We start from the raw sequence: 18858 nt of genomic DNA, 5'->3' as shown, positions 1-18858 counted from the left end.
ATTTTAATCATTTATGTCTGCTACCCCTAAAGTAAAACACCCCAAGGGACTACCTTTCCTATTTCTTTCCGAAATGTGGGAACGCTTCGGCTACTATTTAATGATCGGCATTTTCACCTTGTACCTTAAAGACGTGAAGGCCGGATTTGCTATGACTGAGGCCGAATCGGCCGATTTGTACGGTACATTTATTGCGCTCGTATTTTTAACGCCCTTTTTGGGTGGCCTGATTGCCGATAGGTACCTGGGCTATACCAAATCTATTGTTATTGGGGGCTTGATGATGGGCGTTGGCTACTGCCTGATGGGCGTACACAGCCTCACCATGCTCTATTTGGCCATGACCCTGGTTATTATAGGCAACGGTTTTTTTAAGCCCAACATCTCTACCCTACTGGGCAATATCTATTCAACCCCCGAATATCAGGACAAAAAAGACGATGGCTACAACATCTTCTACATGGGAATCAACGTGGGTGCTTTTATCTGTAATTTCTTTGGCGCGGCCATGTACATTATGCTGGGCTGGGAATATGCTTTCTTGGCCGCAGGTATCGGTATGTTTATCGGTGTAATTGTATTTTTAACCGGCTTGAAGCATTACCGGGCCTTTGATATTAAAAAAGGCGTACAAGAAGGCGATATGTCCTTTGCCAAAATCGCCATGCTTATCCTTTTTCCTTCGTTAATTGCAGGAGTTATTGGATGGATTGTGCCCACTAAGCTTTTGGGCCATGCCCTGGTAGGTTCCAACTCAACCGACGCCTTTATTTTTGCCTGTTTGCCGGTAATTTATTTTTATGGCTCTTTATATTTCAAGGCCAGCAAAACCGAAAAAAGACCTTTGGCTGCCTTATTAACCATTTTCATCGTGGTTATTTTGTTTTGGGCGGTATTTAAGCAAAACGGAACAGCACTAACCACTTGGGCCGATCGCTATACCAACCGCGAAGTAAGCAACCCTGCGGCCAAACAGGCTTTTTCAAGCCTTAGCCTTTCGCAAAACGTCGTTTACCAGAAAGATAGCGTGGCTTTGTACGACGAGGCATTTCGCCTGCAGAAAAAAGATGGTGTGGTACAAAAAGAATTCAACTACCCTACCTATTTTAAAAACGTACCTGCAGCCCAATTGCCTAAAGAAGGCGAACATGTAGAGCTTTGGGCCACCAATTTAAGCTTGTCTATCAATCCGGCCTGGGTAATCATCCTTACGCCGCTGATTGTGGCCTTTTTTACCTGGCTAAGGCGAAGAGACAAAGAACCGAGCACTGCCAGCAAGATTATTTTCGGTGTATTTATATCGGCACTCTCGGTATTGGTTATGGTGGGTGCGGTTTATGCGGGGGGCAACGGTTCAGAAAAAGTTTCAGTGCTCTGGCTCATGGGCAGCTATGGCGTAATCACCATAGGCGAACTGTTTTTAAGTCCGATGGGCTTGTCGTTAGTTTCTAAGCTCAGCCCGGTAAGGATTACCTCGCTGATGATGGGTGGCTGGTTCTTGTCTACCTCTATCGGCAACAAACTTTCGGGCGTATTGGCCACCATGTGGGATACTTATAGCGACAAATCGAATTTCTTTTGGGTAAATTTTGCATTGTTGCTATTTTCGGCCGTTATTGGCTTCGTTTTGCTCAAATGGCTGAATGGAATTATGAAAGAAGTAGGCGTTAAATAGCTTATTCAAGACACCAAATAGACTAATTTTAATTTAACAGAACTAAAAACTAATCTAAACCATGAATTCAGAAGAAATTCAATCCCCGGCCACCAAGGGACATCCAAAGGGCCTTTATGTGCTGTTCGCCACCGAAATGTGGGAGCGCTTCAACTATTATGGCATGCGGGCCATCTTGGTGCTGTTCATGACCAAGGCGCTATTGTTCGATAAAGCATTTGCTTCTAACCTTTACGGAAGCTACACTTCTTTAGTGTATTTAACGCCGCTTATTGGGGGTTATGTTGCCGATCGTTTTTGGGGCAATAAACGCTCGATCATCGTTGGCGGCCTGGTAATGGCCCTGGGCGAGTTTGTACTGTTTTTCTGTGCTTCTAACTATAATGCGGGGGGATTATCTACCTTTCTGTTCTTTACCGGACTGGGCTTAATGATAGCTGGAAACGGTTTCTTTAAACCGAATATATCTTCGTTGGTAGGCCAGCTTTATCCTAAAGGCGACAGGAGAACTGATGCCGCCTATACTATTTTTTATATGGGTATTAACGTGGGCGGTGCCCTGGGACCGATTATTTGCGGTTTCTTGGGCGATACCGGCAATGCGTTCGACTTTAAATGGGCATTTTTGGCTGGTGGCGTGGCAATGTTACTGGGAGTAATCGTGCAACTGATCTTCCATAAGGAATATGTAGTATCTCCAGACGGACAACCTTTGGGCATGGCTCCTAAGGAAGCAGCTCCGTCTACGGCAAACCCGGTACTGATTGTTTTGGGCATGGCCGCCTTTTCAGCACTAATGATTGGCTTATTTTATGTTGATGCCAAGATTTTCAGCTTCCTTACCTACCTGCTGATTGCCTCGGTGCTTTTTATTGCCTTTATTATTTTCTCTGATAAAACCCTTAATTATATAGAAAAGCAACGAATTGGCGTAATTTTCATCGTTGCTTTTTTTGTGGTCTTCTTTTGGAGCGCGTTTGAGCAAGCCGGCGCCTCGCTTACCTTCTTTGCCGAAGAACAAACCCAACGCGATTTAGGCTTTGTAACCATTCCTGCTAGTATTTTTGCTTCGCTCAATTCAATTTTCGTAGTATCGTTTGCCCCGTTGTTCGCGTGGCTGTGGATCAAATTGGGCAAAAAAGAACCTTCTTCGCCTACCAAAATGGCTATCGGCCTATTCTTGTTGGCCCTTGGCTATTTGTGGATCGCCTTTGGCGTAAAAGACGTTTCTTCATCGGTTAAAGTAAGCATGATGTGGCTGGTAGGTATGTATGCGCTGCACACTTGTGGCGAGCTTTGCTTATCGCCAATCGGCCTGTCTTTGGTAAACAAACTGGCACCGTTAAAATTCGCTTCGCTGTTGATGGCGGTATGGTTCTTAGCTAACGCGGCCGCCAACAAACTTGCAGGTATTTTAAGTGCGCTTTATCCTCCGGGCGTAGCCGAAGTTAAAAAAGCAGCTGATGCAGGAATTAACCTACAACCCATTTTAGCTAAGCAGGCAGTGCCAACGGCCGAAGAACTGGCGAAACTCAAAGACCTTAAAATTCCTTTTGAATACCAGTCAATTTTGGGCTTCCAGATTAATTCATTGTACGAATTCTTCATCATGTTCGTGGTCATGGCAGGTATTGCTTCGCTGATTTTGTTTGCGATTACCAAGAAACTGCAAAAAATGATGCACCAAGACGTGATCGATTAACCAGATTTAACATCATTTAACCAAAAGCCCGCAAAGAAATTTCGGGCTTTTGGTTTTTAATAGCTAATTTTATCGCTGATTTAAAACATATCGAAAATCGTCAATCTAAAATCCAACATTGCAAGTGCGCGACAGCCTGGTTATCATTCCTACCTATAACGAGAAAGAGAACATTGAGAAGATCATCCGCAAGGTTTTTTCGCTCAGCCAACCTTTTGAAATCCTGATCATTGACGACGGCTCTCCCGATGGTACTGCTGGCATTGTAAAGCACCTGCAACAAGACTTTCCTGGCCAGTTGCACATCGAAGAACGCAAAGGCAAAATGGGCTTGGGTACGGCTTATATCCATGGCTTTAAATGGGCATTAAAACGCAGCTACCAGTATATCTTCGAAATGGATGCCGACTTCTCGCACAATCCCGAAGATTTGGTGAGGCTAAGGGCAGCCTGTTTGCCTGTTTCGGAATTTGTAAACGGCGGTGCCGATGTGGCAATAGGTTCAAGGTATGTTAAAGGCGTTAACGTAGTGAATTGGCCGATGGGCAGGGTGCTGATGTCGTATTTTGCATCCATGTACGTTCGTTTCATCACGCGCATCAACATCCAGGATGCTACGGCTGGTTTCAAGTGTTATCGACGCGAGGTATTGGAAACCATCCCGACAGAAAAAATCAAGTTCGTAGGCTATGCCTTTCAGATCGAAATGAAGTTTACAGCCATCAAATATGGCTTTAAAGTAGTAGAAGTGCCTATTATTTTTACCGACAGAACCGAAGGCACCTCAAAAATGAGTACGCGTATTTTCAGGGAGGCCTTTTTGGGCGTTATCCAAATGAAAATCAGCAGTTGGTTCCGTAAATACAACCGTTAAACAAGTAACAGGAGAAGCAGAAGGTTTGAGAGATGGAAGAGCTTAAAGGCTAAAGGCTTTGGGGCTACTATCATCGACTATTGGCCATTAACTATAGGCTCCCGTCTTAAGACTTCGCCCTAGCCTCCCGTATCATCTGCCCATAATTATACTTCTTGTCCATGGCCTCTACAATCATAATGATCCGTTTGGTACGCGTCGCTTCTGTTTTGGCCGAGTTTAGCCAATTGATAAAATAGTTTAGGTGCGATTTGGGCATCGATAAAAATTGCTGCATCAGGCGTTCCTCGTCGGCCAGGCAAATTTCCAGATCATCGGGCATTTCAATCTTGAAATCAGCATCGAAAACCAAGCTCAGGCTTACTGTTGCGCCTTCTTCCTTTTTAAGCTTTTTGCGCAAATCGGCCTTTAGCGGGATAATGAAATCGCCTTCGCCCATCGGCAAAAGCGCCACACCACTAATTTCTACCCCATCTATTTTTCCTTTAACCCTGAAACTCTTCTTTTCGCCAGGCTTGATTTGGTTGGCCACCGCCTGTGGGATAAAAACATAACTCCAGCCCGTTTTCTCGCCCATGGCATCGAATTTTTCTATTTCGGCTTGGTGATTAATCATGCTTAAAGATAGTTAAATTAGGCAGGAGGCTGAGGGTAAAATAATAAAGACTGAAACTGGAAGACCAAAAAAGGTGGAAGGCAGGAAATGAAATAGAAACCCTTGATACGTTTGCAGAACGCTCCTTCTCTTTGCGGTTATTTTTGGAAGCAGGGATTAAATACACAGCGATAAATAATTCTATAAGTTATTGCCTAAACTCAACTATTAACTATAAATTCGTTATTCAATCATTAACGCATGAAACTCAAACTAACGCTTATTTTCTCATTCATTTCCATTTGTACTTTTGCCCAGTTAAGGGTAGATAAAATTGACAAGAACGAAATACCTAAAAACCTGAAGTACCAAGGAAAAGCGGTCTACGCTGTAAAATGGACAGATAGCTTAGGCGAAAATGTAGTAATTGCTACAGAAACCGGAAAAATGCAAAGCAAAACCGTAAAAGACGACGATGGCTTCAAGGATGCAGCATTGTATGCCTATCATTATATCTTGGGGGGAAATGAAGCCAAATTGCTCTGGAAAATCAATGATTTTGACAAAGAATGTCCATTCGATTTAGAAGTTTACTTTATCAATAAAGGATTTGCCATAACGGATTTAGACAATAACGGAATCGCAGAGGTGTGGATGATTTATAGAAACAATTGCCGTAGCGATTACAGTCCGATGTCAAGCAAAATTATCATGTACGAAGGCGACAAAAAATATGCGTTGAGAGGGCATACTCGAATTAAGGCCACCGCAACAACATTTATGGGTGGCGATTACAAACTTGATCCCGCTTTTAGCGCAAAGCCTATTTTCAAAAAACACGTGCTCTCCTTATGGACACAGTATCAATCTGAAACTTGGAATAAACAATAAAAAATAGCTTAATGCTCCTTAATTTCTTCATATTAAAAGAAAGCAACTGCTAAATCGGCGCCCTAATTCAGGAGTCTATGCAATGACTAATGACACTAATGAACCAATAAATTAAAACTTCTCTTCTATTCCTAAGCCAAACAGGGCAAAATCGTATTTGACCGGGTCTTGCGGATCGAGTTCCCGCAATTTGGAGGTCAGCTCTACGGCCGTTTGCCAATCGGTTTGCTGGCGTTCAATCAGTCTGAGTTTCCTAGCTACACGGTCTACATGCACATCGCAGGGACAAACCAATTCGCTGGCTGGAATGGTGTTCCAGATGCCAAAATCAACGCCACAATGATCTTTGCGCACCATCCACCTCAAAAACATATTGAGGCGCTTGCAAGTCGATTTCTGCAAAGGCGACGAAATATGCTTGATGGTTCTTCTCGGGTAATCGGGCAGGCTAAAGAAATACGACCTGAAATGGTTGAGTGCCTTTTCGGCCGTAAAACTGCCGGGTTCCATTTCATCCAACAAACAGGCCGAAGAGGCCATGGCTACTTCGCGCCGCTCCAAAGCTGGCAAATAATCGGCTATCATAGTATTTCGAGGCAAAAAGGCCGTTTCCAAACTGTTAGACTGCTCGTAATGTTGCTTAAAAAAAGCCACGAAATACAGCAGATCGGTATCGTTAAAGGTACGGTGCTTAAAGCCCAGCAAGCCCTTTAAATCTTCGTCGCCATGATGGCGCATAAAATCGTACGGCGCGTGGTCCATCCTCGCCAAAAGCTCGTTACATTTATTGATGATGGTTTTACGCTGGCCCCAAGCTAAAATTGCCGCAAAAAATGCGGCAATTTCTATGTCTTGTTTTTGCTGGTATTGGTGCGGAATACAAATAGGATCGTTCGGAATAAAATTGGGGCGATTGTACTGCGCCACTTTGATGTCCAAAAAATCTTTCAGTGCCAAAAATTCCATTAAGACAAAGCTTGTTCCAAATCGGCCAATAAGTCTTCAATGTCCTCCACACCAACGCTCAAACGCAAAAGATTATCGGTTACGCCAACTTTTTCGCGTTCTTCTTTCGGAATAGAGCCGTGGGTCATGGTGGTTGGATGGTTAACCAACGATTCGACACCGCCCAACGATTCGGCCAGCGAAAACACCTTGAAGCGCGAAGCCACCCTAAAGGTTTCTTCCAAATCGGCATCTTTTAAGGTAATCGATACCATGCCCCCAAAACCGCGCATCTGCTTTTTGGCAACGTCGTGGTTAGGGTGATCTTCAAAGCCCGGCCAATAGATCTTATCAATTTTAGGATGTTTTTTTAAGTAATGGGCTACTTTTTCGCCATTCTCGCAATGCGCTTTCATGCGCAGGTGCAAGGTTTTGATGCCCCTCAGCACCAAGAAAGAATCTTGCGGGCCTGGCGTTGCGCCACAGGCGTTGTATACAAAGAACAAATCTTTATACAGCTGTTCGTTGTTGGTTAGCAAGGCGCCCATCACCACATCAGAGTGGCCGCCAATATATTTGGTTACCGAGTGCATCACGATATCTGCGCCCAAATCTGCCGGGTTCTGCAAATATGGAGAGGCGAAAGTATTGTCAACCGTTAGCAATAGGTCGTGTTTTTTGGCAATCTTGGCTACGCCGGCAATATCGATGATGCGCATGGTTGGGTTGGTTGGCGTTTCAATCCAAACCAATTTGGTACGCTCGTTGATATAGGGTACCATATTTTCTGGCTTTGATAAATCCAGAAAATGGAACTTGATGCCATACTTTTCGTAAATCTTGGTAAAAATGCGGTAAGAGCCCCCGTAAAGGTCGTTGCCCGTAATCACCTCATCGCCAGGTTTTAGCAGACGCAAAACCGCATCTGTTGCTCCCATACCACTGCTAAAGGCTAATCCGTATTTACAGTTTTCTAAAGCGGCCAAACAATCTTCCAAAGCCTTACGCGTAGGGTTGGTTCCCCTCGAGTATTCGTAGCCTTTGTGCGCGCCTGGCGATTTTTGCCAGTAAGTTGAGGTTTGATAGATTGGGGTCATTACCGCTCCGGTTGTTGGATCGGGCTCCTGACCAGCATGGATAGCTTTTGTTGCAAATTTCATACTGTAATTTATTGATGATTGAAGATAAGGCCCATGTTGCCCAGCGCTTCGCGCCAAACGTCATTCGCCTAGCTGTTTTAACTATTCTGTTGTATCTCTGAACTAAACAAATAACCTAATCGCTTGCCAGTTGGATAGCCGCTACCGGCCACCATGGTTTGCTTCTGATGCAACGTTACGTCTTTGATCTGCGCAAAAGGCGGCAGCAGCAAATCGGTATTTAAACAAAGAAGAATCGACCTTTCCAAAATATCGGTCAGCTTTTCTTCGGTAATTACGTTGGCTTCAAAGTCTTCGTACAAAAAGCCCAATGCGCCTTCGCCTTCTACCAAAAAATGCTTTTCCTTATTGATCAAAATACGCGCAATCAGCGAGCCTTCGTCGGCCAAGCGGTTATACTTGATCGAATCGGCCAGGAAATTGTGAACATAAATCACGCCACAATAGCTCAGGCTTTTATCGGCCTTCACATAATTGCTCTGGAAGATGGAATGTGCTTCGTCAAAATTAAAAACATTACTGTGCATTGACAACATGAGCATATCGCCAGAAAATTTCAGCTGTGCTTCAAACTGGTTGTTCTCTTTATAGTTCACCTCTACCGATGGATCGATCGGCGTATAATCGGCATGCAGCCTGGTGGCAATCTTTGAAAGTATATTCTTGGTCTGTCCAAATACCTCGGCTGTGCTCCGGTAAATGGCCTGTTTTAAAGAAGCCTTGCTTTCTAGCTTGCCCAGTATCTGTTTATAGTTTTCTTCGCTCATTTTCTGTGTTCGATTTGAGTATTGAGTAGTGCGTACAGCGATAAATTACATATCAACTACACTTTGCTAGCTGATCTCAATACGCTATACGCTTATCGCAATACTAGTAGGCCCTTGCAAACAGTACTCTTTGGATCGATGGCTTTCCGGTTAAGATACAAACGCCTTCTTCCTGCTTGTTGTTCAAAGGGATACACCTGATGGTGGCCTTTGTTTCTTCCTTAATTCGCTTTTCGGTTTCTGCCGTACCATCCCAATGTGCCGAAATAAAGCCGGCTTTGGTATCTAATATGGTTTTGAATTCGTCGTAGGTATTCACTTCGGTTACATGCTCGGCTCTGAACTGCAGCGCCTTGTTGTAAATGTTCTGCTGGATTTCTTCCAGCAACTGTGCAATGTAGATGTCCAAACCTTCTTGTGGAACGGTAAATTTATCCTTCGTATCTCTACGGGCAACTTCTACGGTACCATTCTCCATGTCTCTTGCCCCGATGGCCAAACGCAGCGGAACGCCTTTCAATTCATATTCAGCAAATTTGAAGCCTGGTCTTTGGCTGTCGCGGTCATCATATTTTACAGAGATGCCCAATCCTTTCAGCTTTGGCAACAACTCGTCCACGAAAGTCGAGATTTTGGCCAATTCTTCGTCGCCTTTGTGGATAGGAACGATGACCACCTGGATAGGCGCCAATTTTGGAGGCAACACCAAACCCGAATCATCACTGTGCGACATGATCAAGGCTCCCATTAAACGGGTTGATACGCCCCAAGAAGTTGCCCAAACATGATCGAGCTTACCTTCTTTGTTGGTGAATTTCACATCGAATGCCTTGGCAAAGTTTTGCCCTAAAAAGTGCGATGTACCGGCCTGCAAGGCTTTTCCATCCTGCATTAAGGCTTCGATGCAATAAGTATCTAAAGCACCTGCAAAACGTTCTGTCGGCGTTTTTTTACCCTTTACTACCGGAACTGCCATCCAGTTTTCTGCAAAATCGGCATAAACATCAAGCATTTTTTCGGTTTCGGCAATAGCTTCTTCGGCTGTAGCATGTGCGGTATGGCCTTCTTGCCAAAGAAATTCAGTAGTGCGCAAAAACAATCGCGTCCTCATTTCCCAACGCACTACGTTCGCCCATTGGTTAATCAGCAAAGGTAAATCTCGGTAAGATTGGATCCATCCTTTGTAGGTATTCCAGATGATGGTTTCAGAGGTTGGCCTAACAATCAGTTCTTCTTCCAGTTTAGCCTCTTCGTCGACAATAATATTGCCATTGCCATCGTTTTTTAGGCGATAGTGAGTAACCACTGCACACTCGGTAGCAAAGCCTTCAACATGCGCAGCTTCTTTAGAAAAGTATGATTTAGGGATGAACAAGGGGAAATAAGCATTGCTGTGACCTGTTTCTTTAAATTTGTGATCTAAAACCGCCTGCATTTTCTCCCAGATCGAATAACCATATGGCTTAATTACCATACAGCCTTTTACCGAAGAGTGTTCTGCCAAGTCTGCCTTTATAACAATATCGTTATACCACTGCGAATAATCGTCGTTTTTGCTTGTAATGCCTTTGCTCATAACTATTTGGAACGTTTTTTGTGTTAAATTTCTTGTAAAGTTGTTTACAAAGCTATAAATTTATAGCTACAATTTAATTGGGCTTACAAACAAAACACACATATCATGAAATGAGCCTCCGGCAAATTCCATGAAACAATTGATAATCTAAATACACACACATGAAACCTAACCAATTACTCACCAGTTTGCTCGGGGCAACAGCACTGCTAGTTGCTTCGTGTTCAACACCCAAATTGGCACAAAACAGTGCCATAGACGATGATGTGTACGGTACCGTGGCGAAAGCTAAAGAATACAAGCAGGCAGACCCGGTTCAACCAACAACACAAACCGATGCGGACAATTCATCGTATACCAACAGCGATCCCTATTATGATATGGATTATGCTTCGCGTATAGACAGGTTCTATTACGGCAGCCCCTATAGAGGCTACTACGATCCTTACTACAATTATTATGGCTACAACTCGTGGTACGGCTATGGAACTTATGGCCCTTACTTCGGTTTCTCATTAGGCGCCAATTTTTATAACTACTACAACTGGTACAGCCCATATTCATACTATGGCTGGGGCAATCCTTACTACGGAAGCTGGTGGGGTCCTTACTCTTGGTATGGAAACCCTTATTATGGCGGTGGCTGGTACGGGGGTGGTGGCGGCTACTATGCAGGCCGTGGTACCTATAACCCTAATTATGGGTCTAGACCTTCAAGAGGTAGCGAAAACGGCGTAGGCCGTGCAGGCAGCAGAGGCAACTACTATGGTGGAGGCGCTTCATCCGGCGTTCCATCAAGAGCTAATAACGGCAACAATAATGGTGTAATTACCAGAAGCAGAGCCGAAATGTATAACCCAGCAACCAATGGCACTTCTCGTCCGAACAGCACCAGCAGTTCTAACGACGGCAGACCAAGCAGAGGTGGTTCAACTTCCGATGCAAGACCTACCAGAAGCGAGGCCCCATCTAGGCCGGCACCTACTTATAACCCACCGGCCCAAAGTTCTCCTCCGCCATCAAGTAGCGGTGGCGGTAGCCGAGGATCAAGTGGTAGTTCTGGTGGCGGTGGCGGTGGCGGCGGAGGCGGCAGACCAACCAGAGGCGGCAGGTAATCATCCATCTAAATTAGCTTAAACACAAATGAAAAAAATTCTGACACTGTTAGTAGTGGCTATAGTAGCTACTACCAGCAATACTTACGCGCAATATGCCAGCGACGCTTTGCGCTTCTCTCAAACCAATTACGGCAGTACCGCCCGATTTAAAGCTATGGGAAATGCCCAGATAGCCAATGGTGGCGATTTGAGCTCCTTGGGTGGCAACCCGGCTGGGCTAGGCCTTTTTACCAAATCTGAATTCGGTTTTACACCAGAATTTAACCAAAGCGGCATGAATGCCAGCTACCTCGGACAAAACGACGTAACCAACAAAAGCCAACTGAACATTAACCAAATTGGTGCCGTATTCTTCGCCCCTACTTACCGACAAAAAGGAGAAGATACCAAAAAGGGACTGATTAGCGGGGTTTTTGGTATTGGATATAACAGAACCAACGATTATGGCATGGAAGTAAACTATGCCGGTTCGAATGGCCGCAATTCCATTACCGATTATTTTGCCCAATTGGCAGGAACAACTGCACCGAACAACTTGGCTCAAGGCAGCTTAGAAAGAATGGCTTACGACAATTACTTGATTAGCTTTGACAATGCCGCAGGCAACTATTTTTCGGAAACATTTGTTGACCAAACCAAAAACCAATTCAATTTTCAGCGTAAAAACGAAGTACGTTCGGGTTCGGTTTCCGAATTCAATTTTTCTGCAGCCGCCAATATCTCCAACCAGTTTTATATTGGTGCGAGCATTGGCTTGATCGACCTGAGATATAACAGTGATGCCCAGTTTGAAGAAAGCGGCAGTGCCCGCGAGTACGATGCAGCAGGCAACCTAACCGGTAACAACATCAACTACAAACTGTTATTCAACCAAAGCCAAGTTACCAAAGGTTCTGGCGTAAACGGACGTGTAGGTGTAATTTTCAAGCCTGTAGATGGCTTGCGCCTAGGAGCGACTATCCAAACGCCAACCTGGTTTGTGATTGACGACAGCTATACCGAAGGTCTTGATAACAGAGGCACTATTAGAGGCACAACAGATAAACAAACTTACGATTTCACCTACAATTTACGTACGCCGTTAAAAGGTTCTTTTGGTGCAAGTTACGTCATTGCTGGTCAGGCGTTGATTTCGGCTGATATTGATTATGTTGATTATTCGAGCATCAGATTTTCGACCAACAGCAACGGCAGCAGCGGCGATAGCAATATCATGATCGACAACAACAGCGATGTGAGAAGCAACTACAAAGGCGCAGTAAATTATAGAATTGGTGGCGAATACAAACTGAACAACCTCAGCTTAAGAGCTGGTTACGGCGTAAACGGCTCTCCTTACAAAAACGACAGTGATAATGTTTTCGATACCAAAATGTACAGCGGTGGCTTGGGTTACCGTGTAAACAATTACTACGTAGATTTAACCTATCAGCGCGTAGAAACCAACAACGATTTTACGCCTTATAATTTAGGTAATGGTGCAGAACCTGTTGCCCAGGTTAAAAATACCAAAAACAATGTTTTCTTAACCTTAGGTTTGAGATTTTAAGCACAGCACCTATTTAATACTAAAAATCCCGGTTACCAATGGCAATCGGGATTTTTATGTTTTAGAGCTTTCAACATCCTTGTTCGTTAAGAGTTTCAGATGATTCCGTAAAGCGAAGCACCTTCTTGCCCTAGCCTATCTACTTTTTTTTCAACTTCGGCATCTTTGATCAGCTCAGGTGCGTGATGAGGCTTTTTGCGGGCATCGATAATTACCGGGCCTGTACAACCCCAGTGTTTATCACGGGTAAAATCATCCACACCATCGATATCTGCGGCCGGATTACTTCTTGTAAAAGTAACCCAAACCAAATTGTTTACATTGGCTGCTGTAAATTGGGCATCATCGCAAAGCACAATCAAGGGCAAACCGCTTAAATCGACAGCTTTTAGGCTTTCCTTCAGTCTGGCTATTTCTTGTTTGGCTTGCTGCGCATCTACATAAGAACCGGCCTGCAACGCCAAAACTCCAGGAATTGCAATTTGACTGACACCAAATGGACTTGGCAAATTCAAATCGGCTGGACATACGTTGACAAGGGTTCTTTTTTTATCGCCTGCCACGGCAAAGACCACTTTCGATCCTGCATTCAGTCCATCGCCAGAATAATCGAGCGTATCAATCGTCGTATTCGTATAAAAATGCATGTCCCTGCTCGGGTCTATCCGTTCTAAAACATGATTCATGAAACCTGCGATATTGTTGGTGCTAAGGCTTTCGTCATCTTCCTTCGCCACTATAAAGAGGTATTTGGCCAAACTCAGCTGGTTTTTGCCCAAAATATGATTGGCAATAGTTAAAATCTCCTGTGGCTTGCGCTCTTTTAAATAGGGTGTGTAGCGCTCGCTTCCAATGGCGAACAACAAAGGATGTACGCCGGCCGCATCCACCGCATTTACTTCTTTGAGGCCATGGATTTCCTGCGGAATGGCCGAACCGGTAATTTCGTGTATCAGAGCGCCAAAGCTAGTATCTTCCTGAGGTGGCCTGCCCACTACCGTAAACGACCATATCGCATCTTTTTTATGGTAAACGTTGTGCACCTTCATTAAAGGGAAGGGATGTGTGAGACTATAGTAGCCCAAATGATCGCCAAAAGGCCCTTCTGGCTTGTTTTCGTGGGGATATACCGTTCCGGTGATCACAAAATCGGCATCAGCAGAGATGCAAAACCCTTCTTCATCATAAAAATACCTGAAGCGCCTGTTGCCTAAGGCACCTGCAAAAGTGAGTTCAGAAAGCCCTTCGGGCAACGGCATTACCGCGGCAAGCGGGTGCGACGGCGGACCGCCTACAAAGATGCTTACCTTTAATGGCTGGCCTTTGGCATTGGCTTTGGTTTGGTGCACGCCAATCCCCCTGTGGATCTGATAGTGCAATCCAATTTCCTTATCCTGCACATAATCGTTGCCCGCCAGCTGGATGCGATACATGCCCACATTGGCATTCATCACACCGGGTTTATCCATATCTTCCGTAAACACCTGTGGCATGGTAATAAACGGCCCGCCATCCATTGGCCAGTTTACAATTTGGGGCAAGCTGCTGATGCTTGTTTTTTGAAATGTGCTTTTAAAAAGCGACTGTTTTAAAGGCAAAGCCGATAATGCCGTTAAACCTGAGCCAATATATTTAAATGGATTTTTTAATGCCTTAATGGGATCGGAGCGCAATGCAACTAATTGTTCTACCTTAGGCAAGCTGTCTCTAAACATGAATTTGGAGCGTTCTAAGGTGCCGAACAGATTTGAAACGGCTTTGAATGGGCTTCCTTTTACATTTTCGAACAACAAAGCCGGCCCCTGTTTTTCATAAACCCTTAAATGGATAGCAGCCATTTCCAGGTACGGATCAACTTCTTCTTTTATCCTTATCAGATGACCATGTTTTTCCAGGTCGGCAATACATTCGGCTAAATTTCGATATCCCATTGATACAAAAGTAAGAAATTAGTCTGTTAGTCGATAGCTATTGGCCAGTAGCCTATCCGTAAGTTTTCGGTTGGGCGTTTGCAGCTCATCATGTAGCCAGGCATGAAGGCAAACAAAAAATCCCCGCTTGGTTGAAACGGGGATTTTTGATTAAGTATTGGCTGTTTACTTCTTGCCAGCGAAAGAACGCAACATCCAGGTATTTTTTTCCTTGAACTGCATAAAACGGTTCACCATATCGTTCGAGCCATCGTCGCCAGCCTTGTCAGTAGCCTCAAGCAGTTCTCTTTCCAGCTCGATCAGTTTGGCCATATCGTCTAAAATGGCTTCCACCATAGCCATATCGTTCATGCCAATGGTATTGATTTCCTTAATTTGCGATTCCTTGATATAATCGGCAAAACGGCTGTGCGGCGGTTTGCCCAAGGTAAGTACACGCTCGGCAATTTCGTCGATGGTGAGCTGCGCATTGGTATACAGTTCTTCGAACTTGATGTGCAACGTAAAAAAGTTCTGCCCTTTTACGTTCCAATGGCATCCCCTTAATTTTTGATAGTGGATATGGTAGTTGGCCAGGTAATCGTTAAGCATGTCAACTACTGGTTTTACTTGTTTTTCACTAAGGCTGATTTCTTTTGCATCCATGGTATTTTCTATTTGAAGGTTAATTTTTGTACTGATACAACAAAGCACGATTAAAATGGTTTTTAAAAATAGTTTTTAGGGGCAATAGAAATATCATCGTACCGTTTTTATAACATTCATCTACCTATAAGCATATTATTCGTATAATTGTGTTTCAAAATTGCTAAGATTTAATGTATAAGCTATATAAACTATTTATCATTGCGCTGCTCCTTCAAGTATCTGTTGCCCACGCCAATACAGCTATCGATTCGATCGGTGTGGAGAATTACAAAGGAAAAAAACTGATCCTGCACAAAGTAGAAGCCAAAGAAACCTACTACTCTATTGCCCGTCGCTATAATGTTAACTACAAAGACATCATGTCTTTTAACGACAGCAAGTTCCTTCAGATTGGCGTAGTGGTCAAGGTACCTACCGAAATTCCTTTTGCAGCAGCGCCAACACCTGTCATCGGCAGTCATACCGACAATGGCGCCCTCATCACCTATACGATTAAAGCCAAAGACAACCTGAATATGCTGGCCGAAAAATACGGCACCACGGTAAACGAAATTAAAAGGATCAACGGACTAAGTTCGAACAACCTGCAAATCGGACAGCAATTGAAGATCCCTGCAAACGGTAGCGCTCCAATAGAAGAAACTCCGGCAGTTGTGGCCCAGCCTACAAAAACCGTGGCGAGCAATACTGCCAATACAGAAAGTACAGGCAATATTTCGCATACCATCAAAGCCAAGGAAAACCTGAATATGCTGGCCGAGAAATATGGCACTACGGTTGACGAAATCAAAAAGCTAAACGGTTTGACTTCGAGTAACCTGCAAATCGGACAGGTGCTTAGAATCCCTTCAGCGAATGGCGATGCTACGCCAGCAGCAGCACCCGTTGAGACTCCAAAAGTAGTGGAAGCGCCTCCGGTAAAAAGCAAACAGAAAAAAACAGAAGAGGTAGCAACCCCGCCAAGCCCTGCCAACACCGATGGTGGATTTGAGCATACGGTAGTTGCAGGCGAAACCATTTATACCATTGCCAAAAAGTACAGCCTAACCACTTTTCAGCTTAAAACCTGGAACAATTTGGCATCGAACGACCTAACTACGGGTCAGAAGCTGATAATTAGGGGAGCCAAACCAGTGGCTGCGCTTTCTGATGAAGACCAGGCCTCGGAAGCCAATCCGAATACGCTCAAAGACCCTTCTTTTAAAGGCTCGCCAAGCAAATTTGGCATCACTCAATACGAAGAGAAAGGTACGGCGCTATGGATTACCGACAATGATTTAGACCCTAGCAAAATGCTGGTATTGCACCGCACGGCCCCTATCGGCACCATCATCAAGGTAACCAACCCGATGAGCAACCGATCTGCCTTTGCCAAGGTTGTTGGTAAATTTACAGAGAATGAATCCACAAAAGATGTTATCATTGTAATGACAAAAGCAGTAGCAGATGCTGTTGGTGCTTTGGATAAAAGATTTTTTTGTAATATAAACTACGGCGCTCAAGATAATGAACAATAAAAGCCCATTGATCATCGGCATTGCAGGAGGTAGCGGCTCAGGCAAAACATTTTTTCTGAACAGTTTTCTTCACCATTTTAAAAACGATGAAGTAACGCTCCTCTCTCAAGACGATTATTATATTCCTGCCGGCGAAATGACCCAGGAAGAAAACAAACTCTACAATTTCGACCTGCCTTCAACCATTGACGACGAACAGTTTCTGATCGACATCAAAAAACTGATCAAAGGCGAAGTAGTTTATAAAAAGGAATACAATTTCAACAATCCATTGGCTGTGGTCAAGATTTTGGAGATCAATCCTGCCCCTATTATCATTGTTGAGGGGCTTTTCATTCTGCATTTTAAGGAAATAGCCGATCTACTGAATCTGCGCATCTTTATCGAAGCCGATGAAGAGGTTGCCCTGAAACGCCGCATAAAGCGCGATGGCATGGAAAGAGGCTATCCTGAAGATGATGTGCTTTATAAATGGAACAACCACGTGGTACCAGCCTATAAAGAATTTTTATTGCCATACAGAGAAAGCTGCAACAAGGTGGTATTGAACAACCTTGATACACCCGACGATATCATTAGAGTTACCGAAGAAATTTCTGCAGAGCTAAAGGCGAAGTTTTGCTGATTACTTACAACTTTAGCGTTTTTTTGTTGCTTAGCCATTAAGAAATTAAGGCTGATTAGGCTTTATTGGGCTGATAGTTTAGGTTATGGCTTTACGGTTCGAAATTCGAAAAATTTGATGGTACACCAATAAAAAAACAAATTCCTAAGGCCTTCATGGCAAAATCAAACCGACTGAAATCCGGTAATCTGTGGCAAACACGACCGCAATCGGTGTTCCCATAGAACCAACCATTAAGGAATTAAGGGCAATAAGCATTCTATGGCATCAGGTAATGGTTTTACGGTTTGAAATTCGAAAAATTTGATGGCGCACCAACAAAAAAACAAATCCCTAAAGCCTTCATGGCAAAATCAAACCGACTGAAATCCGGCAATCTGTGGCAAACACGACCGCAATCGATGTTCCCATAGAACCAACCATTAAGGAATTAAGGGTAATGAGACTTTTATGGCATCAGGTAATGGCTTTACGGTTTGAAATTCGAAAAATTTGATGGCGCACCAATAAAAAAACAAATCACTAAGGCCTTCATGGCAAAATCAAACCGCCTGAAATCCGGTAATCTGTGGCAAAACATGATTCATTCCTTAATGTAGAACAAAGCGATTCGATTTAGTCAATCACCATTTCAGGTATATCGTCGCTGGCAAAGAGTTTGCCTGCAGTAGCGTTTCTGATAAAATCTACGCTTACCCCAGGTGCACGTTCCAACAGCTTAAAGCCCCCTTCAGGCAACACATCTAAAACGGCTAATTCAGTCACGATTTTTTTGATGCATTTTACGCCGGTTAAAGGCAAGGTGCATGAGGGCAACAGTTTGCTCTCTCCCGCCTTGTTGACGTGCTGCATGGCTACAATAATGTTTTTGGCCGAAGCTACCAAATCCATGGCGCCCCCCATTCCCTTCACCATTTTACCCGGAATTTTCCAATTGGCAATATCGCCGTGTTCAGAAACTTCCATGGCGCCCAAAATGGTCAGGTCTATTTTTTGTGCCCTGATCATCCCAAAACTCATGGCCGAATCAAAGATCGAAGAACCTGGCAAAGTGGTAATGGTTTGCTTGCCGGCATTGATCAGATCTGGATCTTCTTCCCCCTCAAAAGGAAATGGTCCCATACCCAACAGGCCATTTTCCGACTGCAACACCACATTGATGCCTTCAGGAATATAATTGGCTACCAAAGTAGGGATGCCAATACCCAAGTTTACATAATAACCGTCTTTGATTTCTTTAGCGATTCTTTTCGCTATTCCGTTTTTATCTAACATTTCTTGCTGC

At 44.0% G+C, this 18858-nt stretch carries 16 protein-coding genes; 8 read left to right on the top strand and 8 right to left on the bottom strand.

Translation table 11 applies throughout. The features are described 5' to 3' along the window. Positions 1 to 13: 13 nt before the first annotated feature. The 3 genes from AC6H1S_RS07260 to AC6H1S_RS07250 all read left to right on the top strand — a co-directional run bounded on the left by AC6H1S_RS07260 (position 14) and on the right by AC6H1S_RS07250 (position 4251). Complete coding sequence (locus tag AC6H1S_RS07260) at positions 14 to 1675, top strand: peptide MFS transporter (RefSeq protein ID WP_199141568.1); 1662 nt, start codon at positions 14 to 16, stop codon at positions 1673 to 1675. A gap of 61 nt (positions 1676 to 1736) precedes the next feature. Further along, on the top strand, positions 1737 to 3377 hold the full coding sequence (locus tag AC6H1S_RS07255; RefSeq protein ID WP_497565690.1) for a peptide MFS transporter: 1641 nt from the start codon (positions 1737 to 1739) through the stop codon (positions 3375 to 3377). 124 nt (positions 3378 to 3501) lie between these two features. After that, positions 3502 to 4251 carry a polyprenol monophosphomannose synthase gene (locus AC6H1S_RS07250; RefSeq protein ID WP_199141574.1) on the top strand — a complete coding sequence of 250 codons (750 nt, stop codon included), beginning with the start codon at positions 3502 to 3504 and terminating at the stop codon, positions 4249 to 4251. Positions 4252 to 4357: 106 nt separating this feature from the next. Here the strand turns inward: AC6H1S_RS07250 and AC6H1S_RS07245 are convergent, their stop codons facing one another. Then, positions 4358 to 4867 carry a YdeI/OmpD-associated family protein gene (locus tag AC6H1S_RS07245; protein WP_497565689.1) on the bottom strand — a complete coding sequence of 170 codons (510 nt, stop codon included), beginning with the start codon at positions 4865 to 4867 and terminating at the stop codon, positions 4358 to 4360. Between the two features lie 240 nt (positions 4868 to 5107). On the opposite strand from AC6H1S_RS07245, the gene AC6H1S_RS07240 reads away from it, so the two are divergent. Then, on the top strand, positions 5108 to 5737 hold the full coding sequence (locus AC6H1S_RS07240; RefSeq protein ID WP_497565688.1) for a M949_RS01915 family surface polysaccharide biosynthesis protein: 630 nt from the start codon (positions 5108 to 5110) through the stop codon (positions 5735 to 5737). 111 nt (positions 5738 to 5848) lie between these two features. Here AC6H1S_RS07240 and AC6H1S_RS07235 read toward each other — a convergent pair whose 3' ends face one another. The 4 genes from AC6H1S_RS07235 to proS form a co-directional block, all read right to left on the bottom strand. Next, positions 5849 to 6703, bottom strand: a complete 855-nt coding sequence (locus AC6H1S_RS07235; protein ID WP_497565687.1) for a TIGR02757 family protein — start codon at positions 6701 to 6703, stop codon at positions 5849 to 5851. Continuing rightward, positions 6703 to 7842 (bottom strand): cystathionine gamma-synthase, encoded by a 1140-nt coding sequence (locus tag AC6H1S_RS07230; protein WP_497565686.1) that lies wholly within the window; start codon positions 7840 to 7842, stop codon positions 6703 to 6705. Before AC6H1S_RS07230 ends, AC6H1S_RS07235 begins: the two co-directional genes overlap by 1 nt. 77 nt (positions 7843 to 7919) lie before the next feature. Further along, positions 7920 to 8609, bottom strand: coding sequence for a hypothetical protein (locus AC6H1S_RS07225; RefSeq protein ID WP_497565685.1), 690 nt, complete (start codon positions 8607 to 8609; stop codon positions 7920 to 7922). Between the two features lie 103 nt (positions 8610 to 8712). Continuing rightward, a complete protein-coding gene (proS, locus tag AC6H1S_RS07220) occupies positions 8713 to 10185 on the bottom strand; it encodes a proline--tRNA ligase (RefSeq protein ID WP_497565684.1) in 1473 nt (490 codons plus the stop codon). A 161-nt stretch (positions 10186 to 10346) separates the two neighbouring features. Here proS and AC6H1S_RS07215 point away from each other — a divergent pair, with 161 nt between their 5' ends. Both AC6H1S_RS07215 and AC6H1S_RS07210 read left to right on the top strand, forming a co-directional pair. Beyond that, complete coding sequence (locus AC6H1S_RS07215; RefSeq protein WP_497565683.1) at positions 10347 to 11300, top strand: hypothetical protein; 954 nt, start codon at positions 10347 to 10349, stop codon at positions 11298 to 11300. A gap of 28 nt (positions 11301 to 11328) precedes the next feature. Continuing rightward, positions 11329 to 12852, top strand: a complete 1524-nt coding sequence (locus AC6H1S_RS07210) for an OmpP1/FadL family transporter (protein WP_199141814.1) — start codon at positions 11329 to 11331, stop codon at positions 12850 to 12852. A 95-nt stretch (positions 12853 to 12947) separates the two neighbouring features. Here the strand turns inward: AC6H1S_RS07210 and AC6H1S_RS07205 are convergent, their stop codons facing one another. Together AC6H1S_RS07205 and AC6H1S_RS07200 are read right to left on the bottom strand one after the other, a co-directional pair. After that, entirely contained in the window at positions 12948 to 14783 is a 1836-nt protein-coding gene (locus AC6H1S_RS07205) for a UbiD family decarboxylase (protein ID WP_497565682.1), read from the bottom strand. 165 nt (positions 14784 to 14948) lie between these two features. Beyond that, positions 14949 to 15428 carry a Dps family protein gene (locus tag AC6H1S_RS07200; RefSeq protein WP_199141816.1) on the bottom strand — a complete coding sequence of 160 codons (480 nt, stop codon included), beginning with the start codon at positions 15426 to 15428 and terminating at the stop codon, positions 14949 to 14951. A 173-nt stretch (positions 15429 to 15601) separates the two neighbouring features. Between AC6H1S_RS07200 and AC6H1S_RS07195 the strand changes: the two genes are divergently transcribed. Both AC6H1S_RS07195 and AC6H1S_RS07190 read left to right on the top strand, forming a co-directional pair. Then, positions 15602 to 16948, top strand: a complete 1347-nt coding sequence (locus AC6H1S_RS07195) for a LysM peptidoglycan-binding domain-containing protein (protein WP_497565681.1) — start codon at positions 15602 to 15604, stop codon at positions 16946 to 16948. Next, positions 16938 to 17573, top strand: a complete 636-nt coding sequence (locus AC6H1S_RS07190; protein ID WP_497565680.1) for a uridine kinase family protein — start codon at positions 16938 to 16940, stop codon at positions 17571 to 17573. Before AC6H1S_RS07195 ends, AC6H1S_RS07190 begins: the two co-directional genes overlap by 11 nt. Positions 17574 to 18188: 615 nt before the next feature. On the opposite strand, the gene AC6H1S_RS07185 is transcribed toward AC6H1S_RS07190, so the two are convergent. Next, complete coding sequence (locus AC6H1S_RS07185) at positions 18189 to 18848, bottom strand: CoA transferase subunit B (RefSeq protein ID WP_199141104.1); 660 nt, start codon at positions 18846 to 18848, stop codon at positions 18189 to 18191. Between the last annotated feature and the right edge of the window lie 10 nt (positions 18849 to 18858).

It is taken from the genome of Pedobacter sp. TM02 (assembly GCF_059705275.1).
This window is presented reverse-complemented; position numbering and strand designations above follow the sequence as displayed.

Coding starts and splice junctions, on each gene's coding strand:
- AC6H1S_RS07260 (WP_199141568.1), top strand. CDS start 14: ATGTCTGCTACCCCTAAAGTAAAACACCCCAAGGGACTACCTTTCCTA.
- AC6H1S_RS07185 (WP_199141104.1), bottom strand. CDS start 18,848: ATGTTAGATAAAAACGGAATAGCGAAAAGAATCGCTAAAGAAATCAAA.
- AC6H1S_RS07205 (WP_497565682.1), bottom strand. CDS start 14,783: ATGGGATATCGAAATTTAGCCGAATGTATTGCCGACCTGGAAAAACAT.
- AC6H1S_RS07190 (WP_497565680.1), top strand. CDS start 16,938: ATGAACAATAAAAGCCCATTGATCATCGGCATTGCAGGAGGTAGCGGC.
- AC6H1S_RS07230 (WP_497565686.1), bottom strand. CDS start 7,842: ATGAAATTTGCAACAAAAGCTATCCATGCTGGTCAGGAGCCCGATCCA.
- AC6H1S_RS07210 (WP_199141814.1), top strand. CDS start 11,329: ATGAAAAAAATTCTGACACTGTTAGTAGTGGCTATAGTAGCTACTACC.
- AC6H1S_RS07240 (WP_497565688.1), top strand. CDS start 5,108: ATGAAACTCAAACTAACGCTTATTTTCTCATTCATTTCCATTTGTACT.
- AC6H1S_RS07195 (WP_497565681.1), top strand. CDS start 15,602: ATGTATAAGCTATATAAACTATTTATCATTGCGCTGCTCCTTCAAGTA.
- AC6H1S_RS07200 (WP_199141816.1), bottom strand. CDS start 15,428: ATGGATGCAAAAGAAATCAGCCTTAGTGAAAAACAAGTAAAACCAGTA.
- proS (WP_497565684.1), bottom strand. CDS start 10,185: ATGAGCAAAGGCATTACAAGCAAAAACGACGATTATTCGCAGTGGTAT.
- AC6H1S_RS07225 (WP_497565685.1), bottom strand. CDS start 8,609: ATGAGCGAAGAAAACTATAAACAGATACTGGGCAAGCTAGAAAGCAAG.
- AC6H1S_RS07215 (WP_497565683.1), top strand. CDS start 10,347: ATGAAACCTAACCAATTACTCACCAGTTTGCTCGGGGCAACAGCACTG.
- AC6H1S_RS07245 (WP_497565689.1), bottom strand. CDS start 4,867: ATGATTAATCACCAAGCCGAAATAGAAAAATTCGATGCCATGGGCGAG.
- AC6H1S_RS07235 (WP_497565687.1), bottom strand. CDS start 6,703: ATGGAATTTTTGGCACTGAAAGATTTTTTGGACATCAAAGTGGCGCAG.
- AC6H1S_RS07255 (WP_497565690.1), top strand. CDS start 1,737: ATGAATTCAGAAGAAATTCAATCCCCGGCCACCAAGGGACATCCAAAG.